The organism is Prosthecobacter sp., assembly GCF_044222345.1.
Lineage (GTDB): Bacteria > Verrucomicrobiota > Verrucomicrobiia > Verrucomicrobiales > Verrucomicrobiaceae > Prosthecobacter.
Genome location: NZ_JBGANL010000035.1, coordinates 17,264 through 35,960, shown reverse-complemented (window position 1 = coordinate 35,960; position 18,697 = coordinate 17,264). Strand labels below are relative to the sequence as shown.

Annotated in this window: 17 protein-coding genes; 10 read left to right on the top strand and 7 right to left on the bottom strand. The window is 57.4% G+C overall.

Annotated elements, in window-relative coordinates:
• The first annotated feature begins 4 nt into the window (after nt 1-4).
• A complete protein-coding gene (locus ACILSL_RS17990; RefSeq protein WP_395733444.1) occupies nt 5-1,627 on the top strand; it encodes a DEAD/DEAH box helicase in 1,623 nt (540 codons plus the stop codon).
• A gap of 98 nt (nt 1,628-1,725) precedes the next feature.
• On the opposite strand, the gene ACILSL_RS17985 is transcribed toward ACILSL_RS17990, so the two are convergent.
• Both ACILSL_RS17985 and ACILSL_RS17980 read right to left on the bottom strand, forming a co-directional pair.
• A complete protein-coding gene (locus ACILSL_RS17985) occupies nt 1,726-2,391 on the bottom strand; it encodes a response regulator (protein WP_395733443.1) in 666 nt (221 codons plus the stop codon).
• A gap of 297 nt (nt 2,392-2,688) precedes the next feature.
• Nucleotides 2,689-3,603 carry a hypothetical protein gene (locus tag ACILSL_RS17980; RefSeq protein ID WP_395733442.1) on the bottom strand — a complete coding sequence of 305 codons (915 nt, stop codon included), beginning with the start codon at nt 3,601-3,603 and terminating at the stop codon, nt 2,689-2,691.
• A gap of 223 nt (nt 3,604-3,826) precedes the next feature.
• On the opposite strand from ACILSL_RS17980, the gene ACILSL_RS17975 reads away from it, so the two are divergent.
• The 3 genes from ACILSL_RS17975 (at nt 3,827) to ACILSL_RS17965 (ending at nt 6,773) form a co-directional block, all read left to right on the top strand.
• The gene (locus ACILSL_RS17975) at nt 3,827-4,591 is read left to right on the top strand and encodes a YdcF family protein (RefSeq protein WP_395733441.1); all 765 of its coding nucleotides are present in this window, start codon (nt 3,827-3,829) and stop codon (nt 4,589-4,591) included.
• Nucleotides 4,592-4,722: 131 nt separating this feature from the next.
• Complete coding sequence (locus ACILSL_RS17970) at nt 4,723-5,649, top strand: glycosyltransferase family 2 protein (RefSeq protein WP_395733440.1); 927 nt, start codon at nt 4,723-4,725, stop codon at nt 5,647-5,649.
• Nucleotides 5,646-6,773, top strand: coding sequence for a glycosyltransferase family 9 protein (locus ACILSL_RS17965; RefSeq protein WP_395733439.1), 1,128 nt, complete (start codon nt 5,646-5,648; stop codon nt 6,771-6,773). The genes ACILSL_RS17970 and ACILSL_RS17965 overlap by 4 nt, the downstream gene beginning before the upstream one ends.
• On the opposite strand, the gene ACILSL_RS17960 is transcribed toward ACILSL_RS17965, so the two are convergent.
• From ACILSL_RS17960 to ACILSL_RS17950, 3 genes are read right to left on the bottom strand one after another with little or no spacing between them, the layout of a single operon-like run.
• A complete protein-coding gene (locus tag ACILSL_RS17960; protein WP_395733438.1) occupies nt 6,751-7,515 on the bottom strand; it encodes a class I SAM-dependent methyltransferase in 765 nt (254 codons plus the stop codon). The genes ACILSL_RS17965 and ACILSL_RS17960 overlap by 23 nt on opposite strands.
• 60 nt (nt 7,516-7,575) lie before the next feature.
• Nucleotides 7,576-8,343 (bottom strand): FkbM family methyltransferase, encoded by a 768-nt coding sequence (locus tag ACILSL_RS17955; protein WP_395733437.1) that lies wholly within the window; start codon nt 8,341-8,343, stop codon nt 7,576-7,578.
• A complete protein-coding gene (locus tag ACILSL_RS17950) occupies nt 8,337-8,954 on the bottom strand; it encodes an SAM-dependent methyltransferase (RefSeq protein WP_395733436.1) in 618 nt (205 codons plus the stop codon). The genes ACILSL_RS17955 and ACILSL_RS17950 overlap by 7 nt, the downstream gene beginning before the upstream one ends.
• Here ACILSL_RS17950 and ACILSL_RS17945 point away from each other — a divergent pair.
• Together ACILSL_RS17945 and ACILSL_RS17940 are read left to right on the top strand one after the other, a co-directional pair.
• On the top strand, nt 8,942-9,967 hold the full coding sequence (locus ACILSL_RS17945) for a glycosyltransferase family 2 protein (RefSeq protein ID WP_395733435.1): 1,026 nt from the start codon (nt 8,942-8,944) through the stop codon (nt 9,965-9,967). The genes ACILSL_RS17950 and ACILSL_RS17945 overlap by 13 nt on opposite strands.
• A gap of 24 nt (nt 9,968-9,991) precedes the next feature.
• A complete protein-coding gene (locus ACILSL_RS17940) occupies nt 9,992-11,158 on the top strand; it encodes a hypothetical protein (RefSeq protein WP_395733434.1) in 1,167 nt (388 codons plus the stop codon).
• 4 nt (nt 11,159-11,162) lie between these two features.
• Here the strand turns inward: ACILSL_RS17940 and ACILSL_RS17935 are convergent, their stop codons facing one another.
• Complete coding sequence (locus ACILSL_RS17935; RefSeq protein ID WP_395733433.1) at nt 11,163-12,464, bottom strand: nucleotide sugar dehydrogenase; 1,302 nt, start codon at nt 12,462-12,464, stop codon at nt 11,163-11,165.
• 81 nt (nt 12,465-12,545) lie between these two features.
• Nucleotides 12,546-14,162 carry an ArnT family glycosyltransferase gene (locus ACILSL_RS17930; protein ID WP_395733432.1) on the bottom strand — a complete coding sequence of 539 codons (1,617 nt, stop codon included), beginning with the start codon at nt 14,160-14,162 and terminating at the stop codon, nt 12,546-12,548.
• A 125-nt stretch (nt 14,163-14,287) separates the two neighbouring features.
• On the opposite strand from ACILSL_RS17930, the gene ACILSL_RS17925 reads away from it, so the two are divergent.
• The 4 genes from ACILSL_RS17925 (at nt 14,288) to ACILSL_RS17910 (ending at nt 18,669) form a co-directional block, all read left to right on the top strand.
• Complete coding sequence (locus ACILSL_RS17925) at nt 14,288-15,517, top strand: glycosyltransferase family 4 protein (RefSeq protein WP_395733431.1); 1,230 nt, start codon at nt 14,288-14,290, stop codon at nt 15,515-15,517.
• A 305-nt stretch (nt 15,518-15,822) separates the two neighbouring features.
• Complete coding sequence (locus ACILSL_RS17920; protein WP_395733430.1) at nt 15,823-16,386, top strand: GbsR/MarR family transcriptional regulator; 564 nt, start codon at nt 15,823-15,825, stop codon at nt 16,384-16,386.
• Between the two features lie 151 nt (nt 16,387-16,537).
• A complete protein-coding gene (locus ACILSL_RS17915; protein ID WP_395733429.1) occupies nt 16,538-17,416 on the top strand; it encodes an ABC transporter permease in 879 nt (292 codons plus the stop codon).
• Nucleotides 17,416-18,669 carry a polysaccharide ABC transporter ATP-binding protein gene (locus ACILSL_RS17910; protein ID WP_395733428.1) on the top strand — a complete coding sequence of 418 codons (1,254 nt, stop codon included), beginning with the start codon at nt 17,416-17,418 and terminating at the stop codon, nt 18,667-18,669. The genes ACILSL_RS17915 and ACILSL_RS17910 overlap by 1 nt, the downstream gene beginning before the upstream one ends.
• The last annotated feature ends 28 nt before the right edge of the window (nt 18,670-18,697 follow it).

Below are 18,697 nucleotides of genomic sequence, written 5' to 3'. Positions count from 1 at the left end.
GCTTGTGACCACCCCACGCAGACCCGAAAACGCCCCGAAGAAACCCTCCCTATTCAGCCGCTTTAAAGCCGGCCTGAAACGCGTCATTGGTGGAGGCAAAAAGAAGGAAGCGGCTCATGCGCCCGCCAAAGAGCATGGCCATTCGAAAGAACACCACTCCGCCACGATCCATGCGCACAAGCGTCCGCATGAGGACAAACCGCGTGAGCACGCCCCCCGTCAGCCCCGTGAAGGCCGCCCTCCGCGTGAGCGTGGTGACCGTCCGGAACGCCCAGAGCGCCAGGAGCGTGATGGCCGCCGCGGCCCGCCGCGTGGCCGTGAGCGTGATGACAAGCGTCCAGCGCGTGGCCCCCGCGAAGACAAGCCTGAACGTGTGAATCACGCCCCGGTGGCTCCGCCAGCGCCGCCACCTGTCCCTGAAGGTCCTTATCCGGAAGCCTTTGAGGTGCTGGGTCTCTCGCCAGCCGTGCTGGCTGCTGTGCGTGAAACCGGCTACACCACGCCCACGACCATTCAGGAAAAATCCATCCCCATCATCCTCACGGGCAAAGATGTGATCGGTGCTTCGCAGACCGGTACTGGCAAAACTGCCGCCTTCGCGCTGCCCACGCTGACTCGCATGGGGGCTCCGGGAAAATTCCGGGTGCTGGTCCTTGAACCGGTGCGTGAACTTGCTGCGCAGGTGGTCGAACAGTTTGAAAAATACGGCAAGCACACGGGGCTCCGTGTTCTCCTTGTCCATGGAGGTGTCGGCTATGACAAGCAGCGCAAGGGGCTGCAGGAGGGGGTTGATATCGTTGTGGCCACACCAGGACGGCTGCTTGATTTCATGCAGGAAGGCATCGCCGACCTCCGTGGCATTGAAGTGCTGATTCTCGATGAAGTCGATCGCATGCTCGACATGGGCTTTCTTCCTGACGTGCGCCGCATTGTGGAAAAAACACCGCCTGCACGCCAGACGCTGTTTTTCTCTGCCACGATGCCACCGCAGATCAAGAGTCTCGCGGATTTCGCGCTGAAAGAACCTGAAAGCGTTGAAGTGGGCATCCGCTTCTCCGCAGCAGAGACCGTGAGCCACTACATGTATCCGGTGGCCAGTGACCAGCGCATGGAGCTGCTGCTGGCGATTCTGAAGCAGACGCATTTTGAGAGCGTCATGATCTTCACCCGCACGAAGGTGCAGGCCGACCAGATCTACTCCGCGCTCAATCAGCTCAACGAATACAAGGTGGCCGTGATGCATTCTGACATTGGTCAGCGTGACCGCGAGCGCGCCCTGCAAGGCTTCCGCAATGGTGAATTCGAAATCATCGTGGCAACCGACCTCGCAGCGCGTGGTCTGGATGTCAGCGGCGTGACCCATGTGATCAACTACATGGTGCCCGAGCATTCGGAAGACTACGTGCACCGCATCGGGCGCACCGGTCGTGCTCAGAAGGAAGGCGATGCCTTTACCCTCTTCGCCGCCGATGAGCTCATGAACGTGGCTTCGATCGAGCGTCTCATCAGTCAGAAGATTGAGCGCCGGAAGCTCGAAGGGTTCAATTACAAGTACACGACTGCTCTCGACGACGAAGATCGTGCCCGCGCGATCCTCACCGGCCGGAAAAAGAAGAAGCGGCGGTAAAGCGCATTGCTATCAAGCTCTGGGCCGCCGCAGCTGCAAAGTCTGCGGCGGTGCTGAATGCGGCTGGCTGCCCGCTGCAAAAGACAGATGCGTATCGATCAGAACGCCAGTGCCGGTCCCTGCTGATTGCGAACATATTTCAGCACGGCTTCGGTGCGTGATCTGACCTTGAGCTTTTGATAAATGGTCTTCAGATAATCGCGCACGGTTTCATAACTGATGCCCATTTCGTGGGCGGCTTCTTTGGTGCTCAGGCCTTTCACAAACAATCCCAGCAGTTCATTTTCACGATGGGTGATGCCAGGGATGCTGGGCCGCGCAGATGCTGACTTGTTCTGAAATGCCGAGATCACAACGCGGGAAATAGCCGGGCTTAGCGGACCTCCGCCAATCGCAGCGGCATGCACGGCTTCGAGCAGATGCTCGGTCGGTGCAGTCTTCAGCACGTAGCCGCAGGCGCCGGCCTTCAGCGCGGCAAAGACCTGCTGCGGGGTGTCATCGCCAGTCAGCATGACAAAAGCTGTGGCAGGCATGTGGGATTCAAGCATGCCCAAGCAATCAATGCCGGTCTTTCCTGGCAGATTCATGTCGAGCAGCACGACGTCCGGTCTGGAATCCGCGATGGAAGCCACGGCCTGTTCCGCGTTATTGAAAATATCCAGAAGTTTAAAACCACGTTCTGGCACCAGAATTTTTTTGAGAAATGCCTGAAAATGCGGATCATCCTCGACACAGGCGACGCGAATGGGCGGTGGGGTGCTCATGATTTTGGAAGCTCAAAAGGAATACTAAAGATGTGTCACTATGTGGTACGCTCCGTACGGAACACGCAGACTGCAAGCCGGGCCGTTTCAAATCAGGCCTTGGAGGCAAGAATGAATCGAGGTTTAGGCTTTGCTAAGTGTGATTCATGGCTCGGACCTTCAGGTGCAGACGGCCAGCGGCGTCAAATGCCACGACTGGCAGGTTATAGCGCATGACTTCGAGGCCGATGGTGAAGGGCGGCACCGTGCCACAGGGTGCTGAGTGCGACGAATGGGGGGATTCCTTGCCCGGGCTTTTTAATGAGTGCTCGTCCTCGTCCCGACCTTTGCAGGCAGGCCTTCACGCGGCATCAAACGAAGTTGATGGATTTGCAGATTTGCCGCAGGTTCTCCTGCCGCGAGAAAGACAACCAATTGATGTACATGCATGGGCAGATCTGAGTCTGGCCATTGAATTTGGATCCGGTGATGGCCAGGCTTCATCCAGGCTCCGGCGCGAAGTCGTGGTCCTGAGGCACTGTGCAAGTCGAGCCGCAATCCCACTTCGACGGCCTCCGAAGCCACCAAGGTGCCGTCAATCTCCAGGCGATCGAAGTGCGTCCAGTCACGATCGAGGGTGTCCAGATGAGCGCTGGCCGCTTTTTGAGAGGTTCGTTCCAGGAACATTTGGCCATGACGCTTGATTTGCTGGCTGTAGGAATCTTGCGCAGGTTCCATGGACCAAAAAAAGCCTCCTGGTTTTCCGGTGAAATCAGTGAGCACAGGAAACAGTTTGTCTGCAGCCTGTCTTGCCATCATCACCTGAGCGGTCCATCCCAAAGGAGGTGATAGAATGCCGACCATGGCCAGGACTCGTATGATTACCCGCAGCCATAACGAATGAAACATGGCTGCACTGCTCCAGAGGGTGCCTGCGACAATCCCTGCCAGGCCCCAGATGAAATCTCCCATGTCTGCGGTTCGATGAAACCAAGGCTGGATGAATTCAACCAAGGCGGCCAATAGACACGCAACCAGGGCAGCCGATAACAGGCTGCGCGGGCTCCTGCCTAAACTGGTTCTGAACAAGGCTGCCAATGCGATGCAGCAGATTCCCATCAAGGGGGCATGCATGCGGTTGATGCATTCGGCCCGCCAGCCTGCATTCCAACCTTGTGGCAGCGGCAGCATGAAGCCGGCGCCGACCGCCACCAAGAGGGATGAGTGAATCAAGGAAGGCAGGGATAAACGCTTCAAACCAGGTGATTTCAAAAAGGGACGCGTTCTACAAATTACCGGGAAGCCCAAGGCTGGCAATTGTCATAATGCTGAAGGGATGAAAAGATTTGAGTGGTAGAACCCAGGGTGGCTTCCACGGCTAACACAGAGGCATTTGTCTACAGCCGTGGTTGCAGAGCTAACTCCGGCGACTCTACTCTTATGGGTGAACACGCTTTTGAAAACCGCCCTGCAATTCACTCAGCCCTTATGTTTAATCTGGCTCCTGCTGGGCCTTTGGTTGCTGCGGCAGTTTTGGACCCGCCGTTGCAGTGGTTTGTGGATGCCTGCTTCATCCTGGCTGCTGCTCACGGTCATCTCCTGCACTCCCGCAGCATCCATTCTCCTGGCAGGTCTGGAGGATCAGATTCCCAAGGTTCAATTGGACCAACTTCCAGCGGCGGATGCGATTCTTTGCCTTGGTGGTGGCGTTGAGCCCTCATTGTCAGAGCCTATGGGATTTCATCTGAAGATTGGAGCTGACCGCCTGAGCACGGCACTCACAATTGCGGCCGCTGGGAAGGCTCCCTTGCTGATCTTGGGTGGCGGCGGATATCCGCACGAGGGGCGGATGTTTTCTGAGGCGGATGCAGTTCGTGACTATCTGGCGGCACACGTCCCTCTCAAAATCCAATTGCACAGCATGGGAACATGCAGTGACACGCATGATGAGGCTGTCAAGGTTGCAGAGCTGATGAAGCAGCGCGGCTTGAAGCGACTTCTGCTCGTCACCAGCGCGAGCCATATGCCGCGTGCCATGGCGACCTTCAGCAAGGCTGGCATCCAGATGATTCCTGTTCCCTGCAACTACCTCAGCAGTCTCAATCATGTGGGCGATCTTCACTGGTTGCACTGGCCGGGCTATCATGGGTTTGAGATTTTCGCCTTTTGGACGCACGAGATCATCGGCCATTACGTGTATCTCTGGCGCGGATGGATTTGAGCAGGCATCCCCACGCTTTGGCTGCTGGATGGAGCAACGCCTTCTCGTTGCACCAAGGTTTTCCCTGAGTAAGTGATCGCATGTGCTGCTCCGTTCTCAGCAGCACATAAACAGCAAATCTCCACGCCTGCATGGAATCCGCACCTCACGGCTGCCCGACACCTGTCTTATTTCTGATTCATCGGCGTCCTCAACTCACCGCCCGAAGCTTTGCGGCGATCCGGCAGGCGAGGCCGGAGCAGCTTATGGTGGCAGCTGACGGGCCGGAAGACGATGTGCTTTGCCAAGAAACGAGACGGCTTGTGGAAGAGGGAATTGACTGGCCCTGCAATGTTCAAACCCGGTTCTCAGCGACACGCTTAGGCTGTAGAAATGCTGTCTCGCAAGCCCTCGACTGGGCATTTGCCAAACATGAGCGTGTGATTGTGCTGGAGGATGATTGTTTGGCGGAGCCTTCCTTCTTTTGTTTCTGCACGGAACTGCTGGAGCGCTATCAGGATGAAGAACGGGTGATGCAGATCTGCGGCAGCAATCTCAGTGGGCATGCCGCGCAGGATGGCAGCAGCTATTATAGCTCGCGCTTCGCCACCATATGGGGGTGGGCAAGCTGGCGCAGGGCATGGAAACGGTATGACGTGAGGTTACAAGTGTGGATGGAGCAGGCTTCAAAAGCACGTTTGGAAGCCACATGTAAATTTCAAGGTGAGGCCGCGTGGAGGAAAGAGATATATAACAGTGCTTCCATGGGCACGATAGATACCTGGGATATTGCTTGGGAATTCGCCCAGCATAATTCTAATGGGGTGTGTCTAATCCCATCGGTCAACCTGGTTTCCAATTTAGGATGGGGGGCCGAAGCAACACACACACATGATATTAACGATGCGCGCGCGTGCATGGAAACGTGCCCGTTAGACTTTCCTCTCCGGCATCCTTCGGACCTTGCCATCTTTGATGAGGCTGACAGGAGCTATTTTGATCGGTATTGCCGCCGGCCATCCTTACGCATTCGTCTTCGGCGGAAAATAGGCCGCCTATTGAGGAGAATGGCGCGATGAGCGAGTCGCTTCTAAAAGTGAGGGCGCTCGCCTATCGGCTGGTAGTCACCATGATGAGGATTTTGGTGCATCCACGCCGCCCTGTTTTGTATCGTATCGCCATTCTTAAACTAGACAAAATTGGCGATTCTGTTTTGTCGCTGGGTGCCGTGAGAAAGCTTTTAGCCGTCTTTGGCGAAGATGAGGCCATATTGATCGTATCCAGCGCAGCGGCCCCTCTTTATCGCATGGAGTTTCCAGCAGCCAAGCTGTTGTTGATGCCAGCGTTTTGTGAACGGTTTTGGCCGGACTTCGTGACCCGGATCCTGGGATATGCATCCTCGCTTCGGGCCATTAAAGTTGAGCATCTCGTATGCTTGCGTCACCAGCACTCAGACTATCTGCATGCCATTGCCATGATGATCAATGCCAGACGCTGCCATGCGTCCAGATGGGAGGGGAACAAGGAGCATGCGAGTTTGTCATTCCCGAGATGTCTGATGAGCTCTTACCCGGTCAAATCGCCAGAGGCTTGTTTGGAATTGGAAGCGCATCGTCGTGTTGTCGAGAGTGTCCTGGCCGCCAGGGTAGAGATCGATGAGATGATGCCCAAGTTAATGCATGTCAAGGTCGTGGATGGAGACTCGCTCCTCGTATGCCCGGTGGCAGGAGATGCGATCCGCCAGTATCCTGCTGATCTCTTGGCGGAATCCATTCAGGTGTTCCTGCAACAATGGCCCAACACGGCAGTGCAGTTTTGTTTGCCGCCTGGTTCGGACCAGAAGCATTGGGGAATGGCATTGGAAAACAAGGGGATATTTGGTGTCGAATGGCTTCATCCAAAAGACTTGGAATCTCTGATCAATCTCATCGCACGTGCACGGATCGTCCTCGCCCCAGATTCTGGGCCGTCCCACATCGCAACGACTTTGGACAAGCCGGGCGTGTTTATTCTTGGCGGAGGACATTTTGGAATGTTTGCGCCCTGGAGCAAGAGCGGACGCCAAACATGGCTGAACCATGCCATGGATTGCTACCAATGCCGGTGGATTTGCACACAGCCTGAACCGTACTGTATCACGCATATTGCTCCTGCTGACATTGCGCGATCTCTATCCGAGGTCATGGTGTCCGAGGCCCCTTAGTGGTGAGATGATCACTCCAAGTAAGGCTGCGCCCTCTCATTTTGAATCGTGCATAAATGGAAAGAAGTTTGCGAGTCCACTTGTCCTTCAGGATAAGCCGGGTGATCGAGGTACAATGGGCGTCGCTAATGACATGCAGGCCGGGATTGACCTGATAATAGCGGCAGTGCAGACGCGCCGCTAAAAATTCCAAGGATCGACGCTCGTAAAAAGTGATGTGCTGGCCCGCGTCGAACGCATAGTACCACCAGTCTTTGGGTGGACGGGGGACTTGAAATGTGAGTGTTGAAAACACCAAGGTGCGGCAGTCGTACTTCTCGAACTGCTGGTCAATGAACTCCAGCGGATTGTAAATGTGCTCAAGAACTTCGAATGCGAACAGTGCATCTGCACTGAATGAGGCCGGAGGCTCGAAAGTGCTTGCGAAGAGGTTCGGGCAATAGGGATCGGTGGTAAAGCAGTCGAACCCCTTGTCTCTCAACAGGCGTGTCAGAAGGCCGTATCCACCTGCCAGATCCACATAACGTGCGTTGGCAGGAAAGGTAAGGGCCAGAAGTGTTTGCAGAAAGAGGCTGTTCTCGATGTTGCGGGCCACCAAACCGGTGTCTCCAGAAGAGATGGGTTGCTGGTAGGCTTCTTCAAGCCAGTAGGGGGCTTCCGTTTGCAGGAGACCGCAGACAGGGCACGAATAATAGCTCACGTTGAGCCGGCCAAGCACGGTTTCCTTAAAGGCGAACTCCATCGGAGTTTGCGATACTGGACAGAGAACGCCCGGTGCAGTCATGATAAGAAATAAAATTTTCTACTGCTCAGGGAGGTTGTGAACAAGCCTGAAGAAGCAGTCGGCATAACTTTCGTTGGAAGTGAGGTGGATCGGCTTTTCATAATGATCTTGGAGCAGAGACTGAACTGCGGCCAGATTTTCATGGCGAACCTCAATGCAGATGGCTTTGGGGCGGAAGCGTTTTAAATCCAAGCCGCGCAAGACGTCCACTTCAGCCCCTTCAACATCGAGGCTGAGGAGATCGAAATCTGACGGAGTTCCTGTCATCTCGAGCACTGAGGTCAATGTTTTGATGTCCGCTGTGACCAGCTGCTCGCTTGTGGGCAGCCCCTGCGCGGCAAGCCCATCCGCTGCACGCTGCCGTTCTTTTTCATCATTTCCCAACACTCCGCATGCCATGGTCATCAAGCCGGCGTGTCTCAACTGCAGGCTATGGCCTTCCGACTCTGGTGCTCCCAACGCACAAGATACCACGAGTGATTCTGGACGCTTTTGCCGGCATATTGCCGCGAGTTGTGGGAGGGGTTCAATCAGAACACCGCGCCAGCCCTTCATGCGTGCGAGGTAGTAACTGTTGCTCTGCTGAAACCCATCATAAGCACCCGCCTCTACGAACCAGCCGTCACGTTGCGGCAGCAGCCGCTCGATGGCGGTGTCGAGCCTGTTCAAAGAAGGACGTGACAGGCAAGAAATGCCCAGGAATTCAAAAACAGGCCTCAGCAGGTTAAGCAGGTGATCCCGTCTGGATGAAATGGGTTTGTAAGGAAGGCTGTCCATTTTCAACATTCTTGCTCCAGGGAGCCATAGACATCTGTCGGCCATTTTCCTCCTGAGTGAGGCAAAAGACTGTGAGCGCGCATGAAAAGTGAAGTGCACCAAGTGTAGTCGTTTACCGGCCCAAAGCCATGAAAGTCGATCTCCATCAAGCCTTGGGCACGCAACCAAGCGCAAACGTGCGGGTGCCAGTCGGCGTTGTCCAGAAGGAGAAACCCTCCTGGGGCGAGAAAGGGCAGGGATGCCTTGGCGCTTTCAAAGCGCATCAGACCGTCAATCATGATCACGTGATAGGTTTGTCCACTGACCAGTGGAGCCTTCGCGTAGGAAGTTGCTTCCACTGGACCAATGACGGTCAGGTTGGACGGAGCACGCAGTCTCAGCGTCTCTGCCCACTCGCTTTCCCCTTCGACTGTGGTGACGGATTTGGCTCTTTCCGCCCACCAAAGAGAGCTTTGTCCGCCGCCGTATTCGAGTACGCTGGACTGTGAGAAATCCAGCTGGCTGAGGTAATCAAGCGCCGGATAAGTGATCCAAGGCAGCGGGCGACCCTGCGCATCCACTGGTAATCCCGTCTTGATGCTTTGCCATTGAGCGCGCCGGAACATCAGTGTTTGCAGCACTCGCATCGCTTTGCCTGCTCGGGGGAGGAGGCGATGAATCGCACGTTCAAGAAGAGTCATGGCCGACTTATCAATCCTTGCTTGCGGCCAGACAGGCAAGCTCGTATTTGAGTGTGATGCTGGCTCCTTCTCCCACTGCCAATATGCAGCACCAGGTTTGGATCCTTGTTCCCGTCCACAACCGGCGGGGCACCACTGAGCGTTGTCTGGCGCATCTGGAGGGGCTTGGCATTCGAGCGTGGGCGGAGGTGCTGGTCATTGATGATGGAAGCAGTGACGGAACCTCAGAAATGATCGGGCAAGACTTTCCATGGGTTCACACCGTGAGTGGTGATGGCAGCCTTTGGTGGGGCGGGGCCATGCGGCTTGGCATGGAAAAGGCTCTGTCCGCGGGGGCCGAGTGCGTGTGCTGGCTGAATGACGACAGCCTGCCGGAACAAGGCAGTCTGGAGCAACTGGTTCACCTGGCCTTGGAGAGACAGGCTGTTTGTGGAGGAATCTGCCGGACTGCAGATGGAGCCTTTGTGTATTCGGGGGGCTTCATCGAGGGGCGGTGGCCGCGACATTCTGCTTCGGCTCCAGATCCGACGGTATTTCCGCTGTCAGTGGAATGGCTGCATGGCAACATGGTCGCTGTTCCTGCCTCGGTTTGCGCGCGAATCGAACTCCCGGAGGGGCGGTGGATCAAACATAACTTTGCCGATATTGATTTCACCCTGCGTGCGCACCGGGCTGGCATCCCTGTTCTTCTGGTGCCTTCGGCCCTGGGGCTGGCAGACCGCAATGATACGGCGACCTACTGGTCCTGGGCGGACCCCCGTCTTTCATGGTTCGACATCATGCGAGGTTTTGGCAGTCCGAAGGTCTGGTGGTATGCACCCGGCCTCATGCGCTTCAAAACAGTCCACTTCGGGTTGCTGGGGGCGGTGGATTGCGGCTGGCTTTTTTTCAAGGCCGGGGCGATCGTCCTTTTTAAGTGTCTGCCCAGCCAGTGGATGACACCCAGCCGCTGAAAGATCAACAATTAGACTTCTTTGATGTCCGACGAATCCAAAACCAATCAGCATCCCCTCGCGGGTTACCAATGGGTGGTTTTTGGATCTGACTGGGGGCGGCATCCTTCCTCCAGTCAGCACCTCTTCAGTGAGTTTTTGGGTTTCAGTCCGGTGCTGTGGGTCGAGACAGTTGGGATGCGTGTGCCGCAATGGACCATGCGGGATTTAAGGCGCTCGATCCAAAAAATCGTCGATTTTGTCTCTGGAAGGCGCCGCCGCATTGCGGCAGTGACAAATGGCCTGACCGTCATCTGTCCTCCGACCCTGCCGTTCACGAGAATCAAGTTCATCAGACTGGTCAACATATGGATTGTGCGCCGAAGTGTGCAGAAGGCTGTGCGGCGTCTTCAATTTAAAAAGCACATGCTCGTGGTCAGCACGCCTTCACAGGGGGATTATGTGGGCAGATTGGGGGAGGAAAAAAGCATTTATTATTGCGCAGATCAATACGCCCTCTGGCCCGGCATGAATCAGCAGCACATTGCGGAGATGGAACGCAATCTAATAGAGCGGGTGAATGCGGTCGTGGCTGTTTCGGACGTTCTGGCTGATCAATTTAAACGAGCAGGCAAACCGGTTTACACCTTGAGCCAAGGGGTGAATCCAGCTCATTTTTCCCGCGCTCAACAGCAGCGATTTGCCGGGCGTTTTGAGATTGTTTATTTTGGAATGATTGATGAAAGACTTGATCTTGATCTCATCATGGAGGTCGCCCAGCAGTTGCCCAAGGCGGTCATACGACTCATTGGCCCAGTCACTGTCCCCCTCGACAAGTTCGACGGTGTGGCCAACATTCATGTTGAACCGCCCAAACCCTACGATGAACTGCCAGAGAGCTTGAACACGGCGAGTTTGTTCATCATACCTTTTGAGTTAAGTGAACTGGCGTGCAGTTGCAGCCCTCTGAAGATCAAAGAATATCTGGCGTGCTCGCGTTCCGTTGTCTCGACGGCGCTTCCCGAGGCCCGGAGGCTCTCTCAGTTTGTTCATGTTGCCAAGGACCGAAGGGCATTCGTGGAAGCGGTGGTGGCAGCCGGGGAGGGGAAACTTACACTCGACATGCCTGCTGTTCAACGCTTCATCGAATCTGAAACCTGGCGTGCCAAAGCTTTGGAGTTTACCGAGTTCGTGAAGGGGCTCCGCGCATAGGAGCTTACCAGCAGATCCCTTCGTACTGCCAGGAAAGCGTCGATAATTCCCTCCAGCCACAGACATCAATCACAATCTGTTCCTGCCGGGCCATTTCCGCCAGGGCTTCGAATGGTACGCATTTCTGGGAGACCACGAGCACGTCACTGGATTGCAGCACCTCCCTGGCATCCTGTCTCAAAAGCTGCGCGAGATGAGGCATGCGGGCCTGGATCTGCTGTTCATTGGCGCCGATGAGGCGGGACAGATTAATGTGCGGATCGTAGATGCTGAGCTCGTGTCCATGTCCAAGCAATGTTTCTGCTGCTGCAACCATGGGGCTGCCGCGCAGGTCGTCTGTGTTTGCTTTGAAGGCGAGGCCGAGGAAGCCAATGCGACGTTTTGCTTTGCCTTCGATGAGACTTACAAAGAGCTCCTGGTGGGCGGCATTCGTGGCCGCGGTATTCTCAAGCAGGGGCAGGCTGATGTTTTCCTGACGAGCGAATGATTTCAGCGCAGAGACGTCCTTGGGCAGGCAGGAGCCGCCGAAGGGGTTGCCGGGCTTCATATAATAGCGGGAAATATTCAGCCGCGTATCGGCACATAACACATCCATGACTCGGGTGCCATCCTCCCCCAAGTGTTTGCACAGGCGGCCAATCTCGTTGGCAAAACCCACTTTCAGGGCATGAAAGTAGTTGCAGGAATATTTGATCATCTCCGCTCCCTCCCATGCAAGTATGGATGGATTTCTTCCCAAGATTTCACATACTTCGTCATCAGCAGGTTTGCCGCCATCATGGGTGCCGATGACCACAAGGGATGGATCCCGGAAATCCCTCACGGCAGTTCCTTCCCTCAAAAATTCTGGGCAATAATAAACACGCACCTGGCCGGCGGCAATCAGGTCTGCCAGTATGCCAGCAACCAAGGCGCGGGTGCTGCCTGGCAGCATCGTGCTGCGATAGAGCAAGATGTGGGGCTTTCCTGATTTTTCAAGGGCTGCAACGATCTGTGCGGTGACGTGATGAACGTATTCGAGATTCAGCTTGCCGGAGGGAAGGGAAGGGGTGCCGACACAGATGATACTGACATCAGTCGTTGCCACTGCCTGACTTACATCAAGCGTGGCGGATAGCTGGTTTGAAATGGTGGCCTGCCTGAGAAGGTCATCGATTTCGGGCTCGACGATGGGAGACTGACCACGGCTAAATGCCTCCACCTTGGCAGCATGAAGATCCACGCCAATGACATGGTGTCCTTGCTCGGACAGGCAGGCCGAGGTTACTGCGCCAACATAGCCGAGTCCGAAAACCGAAACATTCATGCGAGGGGGAGATCAAAAAGTGAAGGGAAGATATTCCTTGAAAGAGCTGCGCAGTCAAACAATGCCATGAGGATCCCCATATCAATTGTGTGAATTTGCTGAAGTTCTCTGGTAAACGCGCATCAATCCCGTTTCCCATGACACCCGGGTGACGGGCTGCTCAAAATCAAGCCGCCAGCGTTGACTGGCTGAATTCATGGCGTTGAGCAACTGGACCTCATGGGGTTGCCGCCGGTCTTCTGGCTCTGACAGGTCTAGAAAAACGCGGGTAACGTGCAGTTTGTCGAGATGATCCAGCAAATCCGCTTCCTTGGTGAAGGCAGCTTTGTAACCCCGTCCCATCCAATCACTCGTGGCCAGTTCCTTGCTGCCTCTGTAAATACGTAAATTTGCTGGAAACCTTTGCTGGCTGCCAAATGCAGCAGCTGCAATGACGGCTCCTTCACCACGTGGATCTGAAGCCACCAGCCAGTTTTGTTTTGCCTCGCCCCGATTGGGCATGCCGCTGCGGGAGACTGTGGCGCTGAAGCCTCGCACATCCTTGGTCGGCCAGATGTCGGCGGTGAGCACGGGCAGCAGTGAAAAGACAAGCAGCAGCAGCGGCGTGGCGCTGTATGCCAGCTTTGCCGGCCAGGGCACACGCGCCAGACCATAGGCTGCCATCAGCATGACTAGGGGGGACAGTGTCAGCATGTAGCGCACGCTCAGCCCTACAGGGACGAGCAGGAGCACGAGCGTCATGCCCGCACACATGGCAAAGAGAGAGGCCAGCAGGGGATCGAGCGCTCTTTTCTTCCATCCGGAGAGGAGGCAGAGCCCCGCTCCAGCCGCCGCGAGAAGGCTTAGCGGCCAGCCAAAGATCACCGGCATGCCTTTGAGATAAAACGGCACCGCCTGCATGAGATACTGCGTGGGGGAAAGCAGCGTCATACCTTCCTTGGAGATGCCGGTGGAGTACAGCATCCAAGGGCCAGCCAGCACCGCCACGGGCAGCGCAGCGAACCACCATGACCAGGAGAAGACCAGCCGCCAGCGTCCGGTCAGCAGTGTGCCCAGCGGCGGCAGCAGACACAGCCCCATGCCTGAGCCCTTGGTGAGAATGGCTGCCGCGGCCACAGTGCCCCATAGCAGCGCCCGGCGCACGGAGGGGGCTTTTATATACCATGCCCACAGCAGCGCCGCCCACAGGCAGAACAGCGCCAGCAAGACATCTGCCATGACGTGCTGCGTCATCTTCAACGTCTGTGGCAGCAGCAGCATGCAAAGGCTGGCAGCCGCAGCTGGCGCAGTCTTTAAAAAATGCCGTCCGATGTGGAAGGTGAGCGCCGCCAGGAGAGACAATGTCAGCGACTGAAACACCAGCAGCGTGCTCACAGAATTGTGCGCCAGCAGCAGTGGTGCATTCAGCACATAGTAGAGGGGGGGGTAGTGCCCCAGTGCCACGCGCGGAAAGTCGGCGTAGTAGGCCTTGGCAAAGGTCATGGGATGACTGCCCAGGCCATCCGCCAGATAGTCCCGCAGCATCAGCGCCGTGACTGCATGGGCCGCCTCATCGGGGTCACCTCCCAGGTCTGATGAGAAACCACCACCCCCCACCGCAACCCCCAGGGCGAAGAGAAAGGAAAATGCCAGCACCAGCAGCAGTTGTCTGCATGATGCGCCTTCGCCTGGCTGGAGGGTATTGGAAGAGTTCGACATCGGAATTGGCTTCGGGGTACAGGACCGGGCCGCGTGTAAAGCAAAGATGAGGCCACTGCAATGAATATGCTCTCCCGGCTATTTTTGTGCATTGCATAAAGCCTGCAGCGTGACTATTCGCATTCATGCAGCAAGATCAGCTCGATGTCCCCAACGGCACGGTACGCCGGTCCGCATTTTATGGGCTCATTGGCAGCGGGCTCGTCGGCCGTGATCCCTTTGACCGCCGCAGCTTCTCCGGCATCAGCTACTACTTCTTCAAAGAATGCCAGCGCCAAGGCCTCCTCCTCGGAGCCGCCGGCTGCGAACTCGAAGGCTGGCGCAAGTGGCTCCTTCTCGCCCTCAGCTACCACCGCCAGAAAGCCCTCTGGCGCATGCGCTACTACCTCGACACCCGCTACCGCAACCAGCTCACCCGCATCCTCGCAGGAAAAATCCCCCGCGACCAACCCGTCGGCACCCTCCTCCAAATCGGTGCCATGTTTGACGGCGGCGCTCTCCTCCAGCCCGGTGCCTACAACACCTCCTACCACGACGGCAACATCGCCATGCGCCTCCGCAGCCCCTACGGTGCACGCGGCTTTGATGAACGCCGCGCCGCCCAGGCCCTCGCTTACGAGCGCCAGGTCGCGCAGAAAATGGACCGCGTCTTTGTCATGGGCGACTACCTCGCCAAATCCTTCCAAGAAGACCTCGGCGTCGCCCCGCATCGCATCATCAACATCAGTCACGGGGCCAATCTCGACACCATCCCCGCCCCCGACCCGCAGAAAAACTACGCCGCGCAGGAAGTCCTCTTCGTCGCCGTCGAGTTCGACCGCAAAGGCGGCCGCGTCCTCCTCCCTGCTTTCCAGCGCGTCCGCCAGCAGCTCCCCGGAGCCATCCTCCACGTCATCGGCGTCCGTGGGGATCCCCCCGCAGACCTCCCCCTTGAAAATGTCCGCTGGCACGGCTTCAAGCGCAAAGAAATCCCCGAAGAAGCCGCCGTCATCCAGGACCTCTACCGCCGCTGCTCCGTCTTCGTCCTCCCCTCCTTTTACGAGCCCTTCGGCATCTCCGTCTCCGAAGCCATGCTCTACGCCATCCCTCCCATCATCACCGGCGACTGGGGCGTCGCCGAAAAAGTCATCCCCGGCGTCTCCGGCCTCCACGTTAAAGCAGGCGACGAAGACGGCCTCGCCGCCGCCCTGTACGAACTCCTTAGTGACCCCGCCAAAGCCGAGGCCTACGGGAAAGCCGCCCGCCAGCGCGGCCTCGACCACTTCACATGGCCCGCCGTTGTCAAAAGCCTCGGCCACGCCCTCGACGTCATGCACCAGGAGCCACCCCTCAGCAGCCTGCGCTCCGTACAGTAGCCATCTCGCTCCGTCGAGATGAGCACAACGCCCCCCTTGCCCGCGCCTCCCTCCCTCCCGCGCAGCGCAGCAAAGTGGTCCGCGCCTGCGAAGCCGCGAGTCGAATGAGAGCATGCAGGAAACGACGCAACCACCCGGCATCATAAAAACAGCCCCCATTCCTCGCGCTACCTAAGCTCCCTCCCCTAAAGTGAGTCCTCACAGGCTCCTGTGCAGCCCCCGTCCCTCAACCAACATTTAAAAATACCTAAACGACCAGCCTTCCCGTCGTTTTTGTTCTAACAGCGTTTAGCTTTTTCTAAACAATGCCAGTCGCTGCAGACTCACCCAAATCCCGGGCTGACTCCCCGCCCCGCTCTGCTGCGGCATGGAATCGCGAAGTCTCACGCTTCATCGCAGCCAGCGGCGCCACCACGCACTCCTTCGGTTTGGGCCGTTTGATCGGCCGCCTTTTCGCCCTGCTCTATCTCACCCCGGAGCCCCTTTGCCTCGATCAGATCGCCAAAAAGCTCAAGATCAGCAAGGCCAGCGCCAGCATCGCCGTCCGTCAGCTTGCCGCGCTGCATGCCGTTCACAAAGTTGCCGAGATCGAAGCCGCAGGCCGCCGTGACTTCTACCAGGCGGAGCTCAGCTTCGGCGTCATCCTGCGCAAAGGACTCCTCCCCGGCTTGCAGAAAAAGCTCCGCTCCGCCGGCGTACAAATTGACCGCACCCTCAGCGTCTCACCCTCGCAGGCAGACCTGCAGGATGTCCCCGCCGCCACCAGCGATCACCACAAGGAGATCTGCCGCAGGCTCCGCCTCGCGCGCGGCCTCTACCAGAAAGTCAATGCGCTCTTCTCCAACCCCTTGCTGGAGCATCTCCTTTAACCCCGCTTAAACCGCCACCCGGCGGCCACGTTGCACACCCTCGTGCGCAGCATCCTCATCTCACACCCTATGCCACCGGTTTTCTCAACCGAGGGCGGCAGCGTGCCCGCAGCCGCAGCCCCCGCATCGTTTCACTTTTTTGAATAACAACATGTCGCAGACCGCACCGCTCTCGGACGCAGCAGAAGAAGAATGGGACATGGTCATCCGTGCCCGTTCCGGCTGGTTTCATCTCCACCTCCAGGACCTCTGGCAGTACCGCGACCTCCTGCGCATGTTCGTCTGGCGGGACTTCGTCGCCGTGTACAAGCAGACCATCCTTGGCCCCATCTGGTTCTTCATCCAGCCCCTGCTCACCACCGCCACCTTCACCATCATCTTCAGCGGCGTTGCCAAGCTCTCCACAGACGGCCTGCCGCCGCTCCTCTTCTATCTCGCCGGCACCACCCCGTGGAATTACTTCGCCACCTGCCTCACCAAGACCTCCACCACCTTCAAGGACAACGCCAGCCTCTTCGGCAAAGTCTATTTCCCACGGCTCATCACCCCCTTGTCCGTCGTCATCTCCACCCTCATTCAGTTCATCATCCAGTTCGCCCTCCTCGGCGTCGCGCTCGCCTGGTTCATCTGGCAGGGCAGGGACATCCGGCCAGACTACCTGGGCATCGTCCTCGGCACCCCGGTGCTCATCCTCATGCTCGGCGGCCTCGGCCTCGGTTCCGGCATCATCATCTCCTCCCTCACCACCAAGTATCGTGACCTCGGCTTCCTCGTCACCTTTGGCGTCCAGCTCGCCATGTATGCCACCCCCGTCGTTTACCCCCTCTCCATCGTGCCGGACAAATATCGCTTCTTGATCGAGCTCAATCCCATGACCGGCATCGTCGAAGCCTTCCGCGCACTCTATCTCGGTGCCGGCTCCTTCTCCTGGCCCCTCCTCACCTACTCCGCACTAGTCACCGCCGTCCTCCTCTTCCTCGGCGTCATTGTCTTTAACAAAGTCGAAAAATCCTTCATGGACACTGTCTGATGAGCACTCCCGTCATTCACGTCGAAGACGTCTCAAAGCTCTACCGCCTCGGCGAGGTCGGCACCGGCACCCTCCAGCACGACATCAATCGCTGGTGGCATCGCATCCGTGGCAAAGAAGATCCGTACGCCAAGGTCGCCACCGTCAATGACCGCACCCGCAAAGAAAAGAAGTCCCCTCAGGAAGACTACGTTTGGGCGCTGAAAGACATCAACTTCGAAGTCTGTCAGGGCGAAGTCCTCGGCATCATCGGTCGCAACGGGGCAGGGAAGAGCACCCTCCTCAAGCTCCTCTCCCGCGTCACCGCACCCTCCTCCGGCTCCATCAAGGTCAAAGGCCGCATCGCCTCCCTCCTCGAAGTCGGCACCGGCTTCCACCCAGAGCTCTCAGGCCGCGAAAACATCTTCCTCAACGGCGCCATCCTCGGCATGCGCAAGCAGGAGATCACCTCCCGCCTCGATGAAATCGTCGATTTCTCCGGCTGCTCCGCCTACCTCGACACCCCCGTCAAGCGCTACTCCAGCGGCATGTACGTCCGCCTCGCCTTCGCCGTCGCCGCCTACCTCGAACCCGAGATCCTCATCGTCGATGAAGTCCTCGCCGTCGGCGACGCCGAGTTCCAGAAGCGCTGCCTCTCCCGCATGGACAAAGTCTCCAAGCTCGGCAAGACCGTGATCTTCGTCAGCCACAACATGAGCGCTATGCAGTCCCTCTGCACCTCCATCCTGCGCATGTCCAACGGCCAGTCAGGCGTCAAAAGCCGCAACGTCGAGCAGGAGATCAACAACTACCTCCACGACTGCCGCACCGCCCAGCCCTCCTTCCCCGTCGAGCTCGAGGACGGCACCCGCATTCTCGGCCTGGAGATCGCTCCCGCCATCTTCCCCACCGGTCAGTCCACCACGCTCACCTTTGACATCGAGCTGTCCGCCGCGACCACCTTCACCGATTTCGCCCCCGTCATTTACAATCATACCGGCGTCAGGATCGCCATCATGGACGGCCGCAACAAGCTCGGCCTCCCCCGCGTCTTTGCCCCTGGCCGCCATCGTTTGCAGTTCCACACCGGACCGATCCCCCTCATGCCCGGCGACTACGTCGTCGGCCTCTATCTCCGCACCCTGTCCGCCTGGGTGAATCACGAAAATCTCGGCGACTTCCAGCTCACCTCCGAGACCGGCATGGAGATCACCAACTATCCCGCAGAACACATCGGCATCTTAAGCATGAACTTTTCCGCGGCGATACTCTGAACACCTGAACCCTGACAACTCTCCCCTC

What these genes read in the sequence shown, in the direction of transcription:
- ACILSL_RS17925 (WP_395733431.1), top strand. Translation starts at nt 14,288, where the DNA reads ATGCAGCAAGATCAGCTCGATGTCCCCAACGGCACGGTACGCCGGTCC.
- ACILSL_RS17985 (WP_395733443.1), bottom strand. Translation starts at nt 2,391, where the DNA reads ATGAGCACCCCACCGCCCATTCGCGTCGCCTGTGTCGAGGATGATCCG.
- ACILSL_RS17940 (WP_395733434.1), top strand. Translation starts at nt 9,992, where the DNA reads ATGTCCGACGAATCCAAAACCAATCAGCATCCCCTCGCGGGTTACCAA.
- ACILSL_RS17920 (WP_395733430.1), top strand. Translation starts at nt 15,823, where the DNA reads ATGCCAGTCGCTGCAGACTCACCCAAATCCCGGGCTGACTCCCCGCCC.
- ACILSL_RS17970 (WP_395733440.1), top strand. Translation starts at nt 4,723, where the DNA reads ATGGAATCCGCACCTCACGGCTGCCCGACACCTGTCTTATTTCTGATT.
- ACILSL_RS17960 (WP_395733438.1), bottom strand. Translation starts at nt 7,515, where the DNA reads ATGGAGTTCGCCTTTAAGGAAACCGTGCTTGGCCGGCTCAACGTGAGC.
- ACILSL_RS17935 (WP_395733433.1), bottom strand. Translation starts at nt 12,464, where the DNA reads ATGAATGTTTCGGTTTTCGGACTCGGCTATGTTGGCGCAGTAACCTCG.
- ACILSL_RS17930 (WP_395733432.1), bottom strand. Translation starts at nt 14,162, where the DNA reads ATGTCGAACTCTTCCAATACCCTCCAGCCAGGCGAAGGCGCATCATGC.
- ACILSL_RS17910 (WP_395733428.1), top strand. Translation starts at nt 17,416, where the DNA reads ATGAGCACTCCCGTCATTCACGTCGAAGACGTCTCAAAGCTCTACCGC.
- ACILSL_RS17965 (WP_395733439.1), top strand. Translation starts at nt 5,646, where the DNA reads ATGAGCGAGTCGCTTCTAAAAGTGAGGGCGCTCGCCTATCGGCTGGTA.
- ACILSL_RS17915 (WP_395733429.1), top strand. Translation starts at nt 16,538, where the DNA reads ATGTCGCAGACCGCACCGCTCTCGGACGCAGCAGAAGAAGAATGGGAC.
- ACILSL_RS17955 (WP_395733437.1), bottom strand. Translation starts at nt 8,343, where the DNA reads ATGTTGAAAATGGACAGCCTTCCTTACAAACCCATTTCATCCAGACGG.